This window comes from Micromonospora sp. SL4-19 (assembly GCF_047921475.1).
Taxonomy (GTDB): domain Bacteria; phylum Actinomycetota; class Actinomycetes; order Mycobacteriales; family Micromonosporaceae; genus Micromonospora.
In genome coordinates this window covers 52,371-64,957 of the sequence record NZ_JBLROB010000014.1, presented here as the reverse complement: position 1 = coordinate 64,957, position 12,587 = coordinate 52,371, and the positions used below count along the sequence as shown (strand labels likewise).

10 protein-coding genes are annotated in these 12,587 nt (G+C 73.4%); 3 read left to right on the top strand and 7 right to left on the bottom strand.

Annotation, left to right across the window (positions count from 1 at the left end; translation table 11 throughout):
- Nucleotides 1-16: 16 nt before the first annotated feature.
- Together ACNAVT_RS18540 and ACNAVT_RS18535 are read left to right on the top strand one after the other, a co-directional pair.
- Nucleotides 17-487 (top strand): hypothetical protein, encoded by a 471-nt coding sequence (locus tag ACNAVT_RS18540; RefSeq protein WP_416297850.1) that lies wholly within the window; start codon nucleotides 17-19, stop codon nucleotides 485-487.
- 30 nt (nucleotides 488-517) lie between these two features.
- Nucleotides 518-2,032 (top strand): serine/threonine-protein kinase, encoded by a 1,515-nt coding sequence (locus ACNAVT_RS18535; protein ID WP_416297848.1) that lies wholly within the window; start codon nucleotides 518-520, stop codon nucleotides 2,030-2,032.
- On the opposite strand, the gene ACNAVT_RS18530 is transcribed toward ACNAVT_RS18535, so the two are convergent.
- Complete coding sequence (locus ACNAVT_RS18530; protein WP_416297846.1) at nucleotides 2,019-2,405, bottom strand: hypothetical protein; 387 nt, start codon at nucleotides 2,403-2,405, stop codon at nucleotides 2,019-2,021. The genes ACNAVT_RS18535 and ACNAVT_RS18530 overlap by 14 nt on opposite strands.
- 282 nt (nucleotides 2,406-2,687) lie before the next feature.
- Here ACNAVT_RS18530 and ACNAVT_RS18525 point away from each other — a divergent pair, with 282 nt between their 5' ends.
- Nucleotides 2,688-3,899 carry a GH25 family lysozyme gene (locus ACNAVT_RS18525; RefSeq protein WP_416297845.1) on the top strand — a complete coding sequence of 404 codons (1,212 nt, stop codon included), beginning with the start codon at nucleotides 2,688-2,690 and terminating at the stop codon, nucleotides 3,897-3,899.
- A gap of 113 nt (nucleotides 3,900-4,012) precedes the next feature.
- Here the strand turns inward: ACNAVT_RS18525 and ACNAVT_RS18520 are convergent, their stop codons facing one another.
- Genes ACNAVT_RS18520 through ACNAVT_RS18495 form a run of 6 tightly spaced genes read right to left on the bottom strand, consistent with a single transcriptional unit; the run spans nucleotide 4,013 to nucleotide 12,573 of the window.
- On the bottom strand, nucleotides 4,013-5,176 hold the full coding sequence (locus tag ACNAVT_RS18520) for an acyl-CoA dehydrogenase family protein (protein WP_416297843.1): 1,164 nt from the start codon (nucleotides 5,174-5,176) through the stop codon (nucleotides 4,013-4,015).
- Entirely contained in the window at nucleotides 5,173-7,218 is a 2,046-nt protein-coding gene (locus ACNAVT_RS18515; protein WP_416297841.1) for a biotin carboxylase N-terminal domain-containing protein, read from the bottom strand. Before ACNAVT_RS18515 ends, ACNAVT_RS18520 begins: the two co-directional genes overlap by 4 nt.
- Before the next feature lie 9 nt (nucleotides 7,219-7,227).
- Nucleotides 7,228-8,829, bottom strand: a complete 1,602-nt coding sequence (locus tag ACNAVT_RS18510; RefSeq protein ID WP_416297839.1) for an acyl-CoA carboxylase subunit beta — start codon at nucleotides 8,827-8,829, stop codon at nucleotides 7,228-7,230.
- Nucleotides 8,826-9,995: an acyl-CoA dehydrogenase family protein gene (locus ACNAVT_RS18505; protein ID WP_416297838.1), complete on the bottom strand. Its 1,170-nt coding sequence runs from the start codon at nucleotides 9,993-9,995 to the stop codon at nucleotides 8,826-8,828. Before ACNAVT_RS18505 ends, ACNAVT_RS18510 begins: the two co-directional genes overlap by 4 nt.
- Entirely contained in the window at nucleotides 9,992-11,728 is a 1,737-nt protein-coding gene (locus ACNAVT_RS18500) for an acyclic terpene utilization AtuA family protein (protein WP_416297836.1), read from the bottom strand. The genes ACNAVT_RS18505 and ACNAVT_RS18500 overlap by 4 nt, the downstream gene beginning before the upstream one ends.
- Nucleotides 11,725-12,573 (bottom strand): TIGR03084 family metal-binding protein, encoded by an 849-nt coding sequence (locus ACNAVT_RS18495; RefSeq protein ID WP_416297834.1) that lies wholly within the window; start codon nucleotides 12,571-12,573, stop codon nucleotides 11,725-11,727. Before ACNAVT_RS18495 ends, ACNAVT_RS18500 begins: the two co-directional genes overlap by 4 nt.
- Nucleotides 12,574-12,587: the final 14 nt, after the last annotated feature.

Here is a 12,587-nt window from a genome sequence, read left to right as displayed (position 1 = left end):
GCCCTGGGGAGGAACGATGAGGCTGCCGCGCTCGAGTGCCGGCTGGACGATGGCGGTCTTCGGGGTTCTGGCGCTGCTGCTCGGCGCGCTCGGGTTGATCTGGCCGGAGGCGCAGCTCCGTATGCTCGGCTTCGAGGTGCCGGCCGTGCGGGCCCCGGGCGACTACACCGGCACGTTCCTCACCGCGTCCTCGATGGCCTCGTTCAACATGGGGGTCTACTACCTCCTCGCCGTCGCCACCGAGTGGCGGCCGTTCTACCGCTTCACGGTCTGGTTCCGGCTGGTCACGTTCATCGTCTTCAGCATCGCGGTGCTCTCCGAGGTGGCCCCGGGCCGGTTCTTCTCGGTGGCGGCCTGGGAGGGGCTGGGCGCGGCCGCGACGGCCGTCGCTCTCTGGTGGGACGCTCGCCGGCCGGCCGTCGCGGAGCCGTCGGACGACCCGTCCGCGGGCCCCGGCCCGGTGCCGGCCGCCGACGCGGTGCACTGAGCGATCAGAATCGTTGGGTATTTTCGAGCCGTGACCGAGACCCCGCCCGGTGCCCTGCGGCTGCCCATCGTGCCCGGCCTGGCCGATTTGGAGGTCTTTGCCCGGGGCGGCTACGCCACCGTCTACCGGGCCACGCAGATCTCGGTCGGGCGCGAGGTCGCGGTCAAGGTGGAGAACCGCACGCTGGACAGCGAACGGGACCAGGCGCGCTTCCTGCGCGAGGCGCGGGCCGCCGGCAAGATGTCCTCCCACCCGCACGTGGTCGACCTCTTCGACGTCGGCGTCACCGTCGACCAGCATCCCTATCTGATCATGGAGCTCTGCGACGGCTCGTACGCGGAGCGGATGCGTACGTCACCGCTGGGCCCGCTGGAGGCCCGCGACCTCGGCGTCAAGATCGCCGACGCGCTCGCCCACTCGCACGCGGCCGGGGTGCTGCACCGGGACGTCAAGCCGGCGAACATCCTCTACTCCCACTTCAACCCGGCGGTGCTGGCCGACTTCGGGCTGGCGGTGCTGGCCGAGGTGCGGGACGCCTCGGTCACCCTGGAGGTGCTCACCCCGGCGTACGCGCCGCCGGAGATGTTCAACCACAGCCCGCCCACGCCGGCGGTCGACGTCTACGCCCTCTGCGCCACCCTGTACGCGTTGATGTACGGCCGGCCGCCACGGTGGCAGTCGGAGCGTAACCCGAGCCTGGTCACCGTGCTGGAGATGTTCCAGCAGCCGATCCCCGGCCTGCCCGGCGTGCCCGACGAGCTGATCGACGTGCTGCGGCTCGGCATGTCCAACGACCCGGGGGAGCGGCCGTCCGCCGTCGAGCTGCGCGGCATGCTCGCCGCGCTCCCGCTCGACCCGGCCGCTCCGATCAGCGGCGTGCCGTACCCTGCCCCGATCAGCGGTGGCCCGGGCACGGGCGGGCCGTACCCCGCGGGCCGGACGGGTCAGCCGACCCCGCGCCCGTCGACGGAGGACGCCGGGACGATCGTGCCCGGGTCCGGCCGGTGGTGGCCGCGTCGCTGGTTCTTCGGCGGCGCGGGGGTGCTCGCACTGGCCGCCTCCGCAGGCGCGGGAGCCTGGCTCGCCGCCGGCTCGCCGGCCACGGAGCCGCCGACGTCGGTGGCCACCGGGGTCGTCCACCCGACCGCGGGAGCCACGCCGGGCTGCGCGGCCGGGAGCGTACGCCTGCCGACGGGTGCCCGCTGCGCGTCCGAGCTGGAGTGCTTCGGGCCGGTACGGCTGCGCAGCGACCGGGCCGAGGCGACCCGGGTGCCGTGCGACGGCCGGCACACCTGGGAGACGTACGCCGTGGGCGATCTGCCCACGACACTGGTCGGGGCGGGTCACGCCGCGGTGATCGCCGATCCGACCGTCCAGGAGGTCTGCAACGTCCGCACGTTCCGGCTCGTCAGCGGCATCGGGGAGGAGGCCGGATGGAACCTGGAGGTGCTGCCACCGTCCGGGCGGGACGTGGACGGCAGCTACCGCTGCCTGGCCGGGCGGGGCGTTGACGCGCTCGCCGTGCCGACCATCACCGGTCGCTGAGCCGCTGCGCCGTCCGCTGCTGGCGGACCGCCCGTGGATCGATCGCCTCCAGCGTGTCGGCGTCCACGCCGTAGCCGCCCGGCGTCCGTAGGTTTCGGACCGCCCGGGGATCCAGCGCCTCCAGCGTGTCGGCGTCCACCGAGGATCCGCCGGGCACCGGCGGGTCCCCGGCGGGCGCGCTGCCGTCCCGGGCCTGCCGGGCGTCGGTCACCATCACCCCGGCGATCATCCCGAACAGGACGCAGACCAGCGCCAGGACCACCGAAAGGATGCCCTCGGGCTGCCAGACCACGAGGGTCACCAGTGCCGCCACCGCCGCCAGCGACGCGACGACGGCCTTCGCCCGCGCATCGGGCTTCGGGAACGAACTCACCCGACAAGCATGACCCAGGCCGGCCACCTGTCAACCGTCGGATCCGATTGGCGGGCGGCCGACACCGTCCTGGTGCACCGGGATCGAGTGGGGCGCGGGCCCGTTCCGGGACACCGCGCAGGCACTTTGTCGGGTTAGAGTACGACCGCACCCCGTTCCGGCCGATCTCCTGGGCCGAAGGCGATGTGCGTTTCACCGCCGTGATCCGCGATCCGCGACCGGCGGTCATCGATTCCCGAGCAAGGAGATTCGCGACAGATCATGTCAAGAAGATGGATCTCTGTGCTGATTTCTGCCGGGCTGGCTCTCGGCACCGCGATCGGCACGTCTCAACCGGTGAATGCGGCAGAGTCCACTCCCGACGGCGGCGGCTGGGCGAACGCCGGCGTCAAGCCCGGCGCACGCACGAGTTCGTTCTCCGCGAACGCCACCGTCCCGCCCGGCTACACGATCCAGGGCATCGACGTCTCCAGCCACGACCACAACCTCGGCCCGATCGACTGGCCGGCCGTGGCGGCGAAGGGGTACAAGTTCGCGTACGTCAAGGCGACCGAGGGGCGGACCTACCTCAACCCCTACTTCGCCGAGGACTACCGGGCGGCCAAGGCGGCCGGGCTGCTCGTCGGTGCCTACCACTTCGCGCGCCCGGACAGCCGTGACCCGGTCACCGAGGCGAACTACTTCATCGACAACGCGCAGTTCGCCAAGGACAGCCAGACGCTGGTGCCCATGGTGGACATCGAGTGGCCGTACTGGAGTGGCGCGCCGACCTGCTACGGGTTGACCACGACCGAGTTCGCCAGCTGGATCCGGGCCTTCAGCAACCAGGTCAAGACACGCATCGGCCGAGTGCCGATGATCTACACCAACACCAACTTCTGGAACCCGTGCACCGGTAACAACGCGTCCTTCGGCGATCACCCGCTGGACATCGCCGGCTACACGGCCACCCGTCCGCCACTGCCGGCCGGCTGGACGACGGAGAGCATCTGGCAGTACGCAGCCGGTGACCCCAGCCAGCCCGCGAACTACAGCCAGAACGTGTTCAACGGCGACTACGCCGCTCTCGCCCGGCTCACCGGCGCTCCGGCGGTCGCGGCACCGGTCGCCTTCCGCGCCCGCGTCAACAGCCGCTATGTCTCGGCCGAGAGCGCCGGAGCCAAGCCGCTGATCGCCAACCGGACCGCGATCGGGCTGTGGGAGCAGTTCGACGTGGTCGATGCGGGCGGCGGATTCGTCGCGCTCCGCTCGCGGGTCAACGGTAAGTACGTGGTGGCGGAGAGTGCGGGCGCCAAGCCGCTGATCGCCAACCGGACCGCGATCGGCCCGTGGGAGAAGTTCACGGTCATCAACAATTCGGACGGCACCATCAGCCTCCGGGCCAACGCCAACGGCAGGTACGTGGTGGCGGAGAGCGGGGGCGCCAAGCCGCTGATCGCCAACCGGACCGCGATCGGCCCGTGGGAGAAGTTCGACAAGCTGCCCACCTCGTGAGCCGCTGACGGACCTGGGGTACGGCGGGCGCACGATCGCCCGTCGTACCCGGCCGTCAGCCGAACGCGGTGGTGTAGCAGCGCACCCGGTAGCTTGATCGGACGCCGGGCGGCTCAGTACGACTTGGCCTGGTTCAGGACGTGCTGGGCGACGAAGTTGAGGATCATCTCCCGGCTGACCGGGGCGATCCGGCCGGCCCGCACGGCGCCGAGCAACGTGGCCACGCCGTAATCGGTGGTCATGCCGGCACCACCGAGCGCCTGCACGGCGGTGTCCACGGCGAGCGCGGCGGCCTCACCGGCCGCGTACTTGGCCATGTTGCCGGACACGCCGGCCTCCAGGTCGCGGCCCGCGTCGTAGAGCGTGGCCGCCTTGTAGATCATCAGGCGGGCCAGTTCCACCTGGACCGCCGCGTGGGCGAGCGGGTGGGCGATGCCCTGGTGGGAGCCGATGGTCCGGCCGCCCCACACCTTCCGGGTGGCGGTGTACGCCGAGGCGCGCTCGATCGCGTACCGGCCGGTGCCGGCCCCCATCGCGGCCACCGTGATCCGCTCCGGGTTGAGGCCGGAGAAGAGCGCCGGCAGCCCGGCCTCGAGGGACTCGCCGACGAGCGCGTCGCCGGGGAGCCGGACCTCGTCCAGGTAGAGCAGGAACTGGTTCTCCGGAGACAGGATCTCCATGGCCAGCTTGGACCGGGTCAGCCCCGGTGCGTCGGTCGGCACGATGAACAGTGCTGGCTTCAGCTTGCCGGTCGAGGCGTCCTCGGTGCGGGCGACGACGAGGACGTGCCGCGCCTGGTCGACGCCGGAGATGTAGCACTTGCGGCCGGAGAGCAGCCAGTCGGCGCCATCCCGGCGGGCCACCGTGCCGAGCCGGTGGAAGTTCGAGCCGGCCTCCGGCTCGGTGATCGCGAAGACGATCTTCTGGGAGCCGTCGGCCAGGCCGGGCAGGTGGCGCTTGCGCTGCTCGTCGGTGCCGTGCTTGTTGATCACGGTGGCGGCGATGGCGGGGGAGACCACGAGCAGCAGCAGCGGGCAGCCGGCCGCCGCCAGTTCCTCGCTCACGATGGCCAGCTCGGTGATGCCGCCGCCCCCGCCGCCGTACTCGGTGGGAATGTTGACACCGAGGTAGCCGAGCCGGCCGGCCTCGTGCCACAGCTCGGTGGTGTGCTCGCCGGCCTTGGCCTTCTCGACGAAGTAGGAGTGGCCGTACCGGCGGCCCAGCGCCCGGACGGCGTCCCGGAGCTGGTCCTGTTCGGGAGTGAGGTCGAAGTTCATCGGTTGTCCTCCTCGGGGTCCACCACGGCCAGCACGGTGCCGGTGTCGACCTGGCCACCGGCCGGCACCGGCAGCTCGGCGACCACGCCGTCGGCCGGGGCGAGCACGGGGTGTTCGAGCTTCATCGCTTCGAGGGTCAGCAGCAGGTCCCCGGCGGCGACCCGCTGGCCGACCGCCACGTGCACCCGGGCCACCGCGCCCGGCAGCGGCGCGAGCAGCGACCCGACCGCCAGCTCCGCGGTGGGCAGCGGGAACCGGGGCAGCTCGGTGAGGGCCGCCGCCCCGTCCGGGCCGTCCACGAAGACCTCCGGGCCCACCCGGTGTACGCGGAACGCCCGCCGCACCCCGGCCACGTCGAGCACCACCCGGTCCGGCGCGGCCTCGACCAGGGTCACCGCCGGCGGCTGACCGTCCGGAGTGCCGTCGGCGTCCATGCCGGCCAGCGCGTCGGGGGCGGCCGCCGGGGCGGCCCCGCCGGCGCGCCCGGCTGTGGACCACTCGGCCAGCCGGCCGGTCCGGTCGAGGCGGTAGCGGACTTCGATCTCCCCGCCGTCCGGCGCGGTGAACCTGCTGACCTGCGGGTAGGCGGGCACGTTGCGCCAGCCGGACGGCACCGCGGCGAGCACTCTCACCTCGGCCCGCCGCCCGGCCGCCGAGGCCAGCGCCGCCGCGAGTGCGACCACGGGGAGCTGGTCGGCCGGGAGCAGCGGGACGAAGACGTCCGGGTGCCGGTCGAGGAAGCCGGTGTCGACCTCCACCGCGCCGAACTCCCGGCTCCGCAGCACCCGGACCAGCAGGTCCCGGTTGGTGGCGACGCCGTGCAGCTCGGCTCGGGCCAGCGCGCCCGCCAGGGCCCGGGCCGCCTCGGCACGGGTGGGCGCCCAGGCGACCAGCTTGGCCAGCATCGAGTCGTAGTGCACGCTCACCGTCGAGCCGTCGGTGACGCCGGAGTCCAGCCGCAGGCCCCGCGTGGGGGCGAACTCGCCGGACACCCCGGGCACCGCGAACCGGTGCAGGACTCCGGTCGCCGGGCGGAAGCCCTGAGCGGGGTCCTCGGCACAGAGGCGTACCTCGATCGCGTGGCCGTCGGTCGGCGGGGCCGCCGCCAGCGGCAGCGGCTCGCCCTCGGCGACGAGGAGTTGCAGCCGGACCAGGTCCAGCCCGCTGACCGCCTCGGTGACCGGGTGCTCCACCTGGAGGCGGGTGTTCATCTCCAGGAAGAAGAACTCCCCGGCCGGGGTGAGCAGGAACTCCACCGTCCCGGCCCCGACGTATTCGACCGCCCGGCCCGCGGCGACCGCCGCCGCGTGCAGGCGGGCCCGCAGCTCGGGTTCCATGACCGCGGGTGCCTCCTCGACGATCTTCTGGTGCCGGCGCTGGATCGAGCAGTCACGCTCGCCCAGGGCCACCACCATGCCGTGGGTGTCGCCGAATATCTGCACCTCGACGTGCCGGCCACGCTCGACGTACGGCTCGATGAAGACCGTGCCGTCGCCGAACGCGACGGCGGCTTCGCGGCGCGCGGAGGCGACGGCCTCGGCGAGCCCGGCGGCGTCGCGGACGATCCGCATGCCCCGCCCACCGCCGCCCGCGGACGCCTTGACCAGCACCGGGAAGCCAGTGACCTGGTCGCCGTCGATCCAGGTCGGCAGCACCGGTACGCCCGCGTCGGCGAGCAGCGCCTTCGCCGCCGACTTGTCGCCCATCGCGGCGATCGCCTTGGCCTTCGGGCCGACCCAGGTCAGCCCGGCGTCGGCCACCGCCGCGGCGAACTCCGCGTTCTCGGCGAGGAAGCCGTAGCCCGGGTGGACGGCGTCCGCGCCCGCCCGGCGGGCCGCCGCCAGGATCTCCTCGATCCGCAGGTACGTCTCGGCCGGCGTGTTCCCGGGCAGGCGTACGGCCAGGTCGGCCTCGGCGACGAAGGGCGCGTCGCGGTCCGCGTCGGAGTGCACGGCGACCGTCTCGACGCCGAGCCCGCGGCAGGTGGCGAAGATCCGGCGGGCGATCTCCCCCCGGTTGGCGACCAGCAGTCTCCGGATCATGCGCGCCCCCTACATCCGGAAGACGCCGAAGCCGTCGGCGCCCCTCACCGGTCCGTTGTGGATCGCCGACAGGCAGAGCCCGAGGACGGTACGGGTGTCCCGGGGGTCGATCACCCCGTCGTCGTAGAGCCGGCCGGAGAGGAAGAGCGCCCCGGACTGGGACTCGATCTGCTGCTCGACCATCGTCCGCATCGCGGCGTCGGAGTCCTCGTCGTACTCGCGCCCCCGGGCGGCGGCGGCCTGCCGGGCAACGATGGAGAGCACCCCGGCGAGCTGCGCCGGGCCCATCACCGCCGACTTCGCGTTCGGCCAGGTGAACAGGAACCTCGGCTCGTACGCCCGGCCGCACATGCCGTAGTTGCCGGCACCGTACGAGGCGCCCAGGTTGACCGTCAGGTGCGGCACGGTCGAGTTCGACACCGCGTTGATCATCAGAGCGCCGTGCTTGATGATGCCGCGCTGCTCGTACTCGGTGCCGACCATGTAGCCGGTGGTGTTCTGCAGGAAGACCAGCGGGGTGTCGGCGGCGTTGGCGAGCTGGATGAACTGGGTGGCCTTCTGCGCCTCCTCGCTGAACAGCACGCCACGGGCGTTGGCGAGCACGCCGACCGGATATCCGTGCAGCTCGCCCCAGCCGGTGACCAGCGCGGTGCCGTAACTGGGCTTGAACTCGTCGAACTCGCTGCCGTCCAGCACCCGGGCCAGCACCTCGCGGGGGTCGAACGGCACCTTGAGGTCGGCGCCGGCGATGGCGAGCAGCTCCTCGGGGTCGTAGCTGGGGGGCCGCGGGCGCGCGGTGCGCGGCGGCGGCCCCTGCTTGCGCCAGTTGAACCGGCGTACGCACTGCCGGGCCAGCCGGATGCCGTCCCGTTCGTCCTCGGCGAGGAAGTCGGCCAGGCCGGACGTGGTGGCGTGCATGGTCGCCCCGCCCAGCGACTCGTCGTCGGTGACCTCGCCGGTGGCCATCTTCACCAGCGGTGGCCCGGCCAGGTAGACCTGCGAGCGGCCCCGGATCATGATGGTGAAGTCGGACATGCCCGGCACGTACGCCCCGCCGGCGGTGGCGTTGCCGAACACCACGCTGACCGTGGGGATCTTCGCCGCGGAGAGCCGGGTCAGGTCGCGGAACACCCGGCCGCCCGGGATGAAGATCTCCGCCTGGGTGGGCAGGTCCGCCCCCGCCGACTCGACCAGGTTGACCATCGGCAGCCGGTTGGCCAGGGCGATCTCGCCGGCCCGCCGGGTCTTCGCGAGCGACCAGGGGTTCACCGCGCCGCCGCGTACCGTCGGGTCGTTGGCGACGACGAGGCACTCCACACCCTCGACCACCCCGATGCCGGTCACCAGGCTGGCCCCGACCGGGAAGTCGGTGCCGTACGCGGCCACCGGCGACAGCTCCAGGAACGGGCTGTCCGGGTCGAGCAGCAGCTCGATCCGCTCCCGGGGGAGCAGTTTGCCGCGCTCGTGGTGTCGGGTCACGTACTTCTCGCCGCCACCCGCGCGGGCCTGGTCGAGGGCGGCATCCAGCTCGGCGAGGTGGGCCAGCATGGCCTCGCGGTTGGCCTGACAGGCCGGCGAGGACGGGTCGAGCGCGCTGCCGAGGGTGGTCACAGGCCCATCCCCTTCGCGATGATCTCGTTCATGATCTCCGTGGTGCCGCCGCCGATACCGAGGATCCGGGCGTCCCGGTAGTGCCGTTCCACCTCGGCGTCCCGCAGGTAGCCGAAGCCGCCGTGCAGCTGCAGCGCCGCGTCGACGACGTGGTCGCAGGCGGCCACCGCCACGTTCTTCGCCATCGCCACCTCGGTCACCACCGGCTGACCCCCGGCCACCCGGGCGGCGACATCGTGGACGTACGCCCGTGCCGCTTCGGCCCGGGTGTGCATCTCGGCCAGCCGGTGCCGGATCAGCTGCCGGCCGGCCAGCGGCCGGCCGAACGTGGACCGGTCCCGGCACCACTTCACGGCCAGATCGACGCAGCGCTGCGCGGTCGCGTACGCCTGGGTGGCCAGCGACAGCCGCTCGGTGGCGAAGTGCTGCATGATCGCCAGGAAGCCGGTGTCCTCCGGGCCGATCCGGTTCGCCACCGGCACCCGGACGTCCATGAAGGACAGCTCGGCGGTGTCCGAGCAGTGCCAGCCCAGCTTCTCCAGCCGCCGGCCGACCGTGAAGCCCGGCGTACCCTTCTCGATCACCAGCAGGCTGAGCGCGCCGGAGCCCGGGAGCACGGTGCAGACGGCGGTGGTCACGAAGTCCGCCCGGAGCCCGCTGGTGACGTAGGTCTTCGATCCGTTCACCACATAGTGGTCGCCGTCGAGGCGGGCGAAGGTGCGGATGCCCGCCACGTCGGAGCCGCCGTCCGGCTCGGTGATCGCCAGCGCGCCGATCATCGTCCCGGCCAGGGTCGGCCGGACGTACCGGTCGATGAGATGCTGCGGCCCGGCGGCGCCCGAGCCTGCCGTGCCGCCGCAGGCGGCGACGATGTGCGGCAGCGCGATGCCGTGCGTGAACAGGGCCGCGACCAGCCCGGACGAACCGCCCGAGCGGATGATCTCCTCGGTGACCACGATCGAGTCGAGCAGGTCACCGCCGCTGCCGCCGACCTTTTCGGGGAAGCCGATGCCGAGCAGCCCGATCTTCGCGGCGGTCTCGTGCAGCGACCGGGGCACCTCGCCGGCCCGCTCCCAGTCGTCGAGATACGGCAGGACCTCCTTCGTCACGAAGGCCCGGGTCAGCTCGCGGAGCTGGCGGCGTTCGGGGGTGTCCACGATGGTCATCGCAGTCCCTCCTCGACGGGCTGGCCGGCGGGCAGGTCCGCCGGCAGGTCGACCACCCGGGAGCGGAGCAGCTCGCCGAGCGCCTTGGCCTGCGGGTCGAACCGGGTGGAAGCGGCCACCCCCGCCCCGAGCAGCCCTCGGATGACGAAGTTGACCGCGCGCAGGTTGGGCAGCTCGTACCGCTCGACGGTCAGCGGGGCGGTCTCCGGCAGCAGCTCGGCCAGCCGTTCGACGGTGAGCCAGCCGCGCAGCCAGACCCAGGTCGCGTCCGTTCGGGCCCAGACGCCCACGTTGGCGTCGCCGCCCTTGTCCCCGGACCGGGCGCCCACCAGTTCGCCGAGGGCCGCCCGCCGGGTCGGGCCCGCGGACCGCCCGTCCCCGGTGTCCGGCCCGGGCGCGGGCATCGCCGGGGTTCCGTACCGGTGCGGCTGCGCGGCCTCCGGCGTGGTCGTCGTCCGGGGCGGCGGGGCGATCGGCACGCGTACCCCGTCGGGCAGCACCGCCACGTGCGCGACCGCGTCCTGCGGCACGGTGTCGGCGGCGAACACGCCGTAGGGCGCCGCTTCACCGGGCAGGGTGGTCAGCGTGCAGCCCGGGTAGGAGGCCAGCGCCAGCTCCACGGCGGCCGCCGAGAAGGCCCGCCCGGCCCGCGCCCGGTCGCGGTCCCGCAGGTGTACGTGCAGGAGCGCGCTCGCCGCCTCGGTGTCGGCGGCGTCCGGGTGGTCGGTCCGGGCCAGCACGAACTCCAGCCCCTCCTTGCCGACCGCCTCCTCAAGTTGGGCCCGGACCAGGGCCGCCTTGGCCGGGATGTCCAGCCCGCAGAGCACGAACGTCATCGAGTTGCGGAAGCCGCCCAGGTTGTTGACGCCCACCTTGAGGGCCGGCGGCGGGGGCGTGCCCCGGACGCCGCTGACCCGTACCCGGTCCGGACCGTCCGGGCTGAGCCGCACCGTGTCCAGCCGGGTCACCACGTCCGGCCCGAGGTACGCCGGACCGCCCACCTCGTACAACAGCTGGGCGGTGACCGTCTCGGCGGTGACCGCGCCCCCGGTGCCGGGGTGCTTGGTGAGCACCGAGGAGCCGTCCGGGTGGATCTCGGTGATCGGGAAGCCCGGACGGTGGCCGCCGTCGGGAAGCTCGGTGAAGAAGCTGAAGTTGCCGCCCGTGACCTGCGCTCCGCACTCGATCAGGTGCCCGGCGACGGTGGCCCCGGCCAGCGCGTCCAGGTCGTCCCGGCCCCAGCCGAAGCGGGCGATGGCCGGGCCGACCGCCAGCGAGGCGTCGGTGACCCGGCCGGTCACCACGACGTCCGCCCCCGCGTCGAGGCAGGCCGCGATCCCGAACGCCCCCAGGTACGCGTTGGCGGTCAGGGCGTCCGGCCGGGCGAGCGCGTCGCCCTCGACGTATCCGATCCGGACGCGGAGGCCGAGCCGGTCGGCGAGCGCGGTGATCGCGGCGGCCAGGCCGGCCGGGTTGAGCCCGCCGGCGTTGGTCACCAGCTTCACCCCGCCGTCCAGCGCGGTGCCGAGGCAGCCCTCCAGCTGGTGGAGGAAGGTCTTCGCGTAGCCGAGGGCGGGGTCGCGTAGCCGGTCCCGGCCGAGGATCAGCATGGTGAGCTCGGCCAGGTAGTCGCCGGTCAGCACGTCCAGCGCGCCGCCGTCGAGCATCTCCCGCCAGGCGGAGAGGCGGTCGCCGTAGAAGCCGGAGGCATTGCCGACCCGCAGAGCGTTCACGCGGTCACCCCGCTGCCGGCGGTGTCCCGCTTGGCGCCGGGCGGGCCGGCGAACGCCTGGGCCACGTCCAGCCACTCGTCGGCGACCGGCCCGGTGGCGATCAGGGCCAGGTCGGCGCGGTGCCGGCGCTGGGTGACGAGCAGGCAGAAGTCGAGCGCCGGGCCGGTGACCCGGTCCGCCGCGTCGGCCGGCCCGAACGCCCAGATGTCACTGCCCGGGCCGTCTTCGCTCCCGGTTGCGGGGCCTGCGAGCTCGCTCCTCGCGCTCGCAGGTGCGATCAGCTCCACCCGGACCGGCGCCGTCGGCACCGCGCGGCCGTGGGTGGCGAAGCCGTGCCCGAGGGTACGGAAACCGAGGTGCGCGACGTGCCGCAGCCGGGCGGTCGGGGCGCGCTGGACGCCGAGCGCGTCGGCCACGTCCTCGCCGTGCGCCCAGGTCTCCATGAGCCGGGCGGTGACCATCGAGGCGGGCGACATCCGGGTGCCGTACCAGGGCAGTTTCTCGCCGGACGGGGTGGCGGACAGGGCCGCCGCGAGTGCCGACCGGCCGTCCCGCCAGCGGGCCAGCAGCTCCGCCGGCGGGGCGAGGAACGAGGCAGCGCCGTCATCGACCAGGCGGGACGGGTCCGGCGCGGTCGTGACCGTGGCGAAGAACGCCGGGGCGTCGGTCGCGGCGAGGTGGGCCACGTGGTCGGTCCAGGCCAGGTGGGCGATCTGGTGGGCGACCGTCCAGCCCGGAGCCGGTGTCGGCCGGTCCCACGCCTGCGGGGGCAGCGCGGCGACGAGGGCGTCGAGCTGCTCGGACTCGGCGGCCAGATCCGTGAGCAGTGCTGTCAGGTCGACCATGGTGCCTCCGGTCA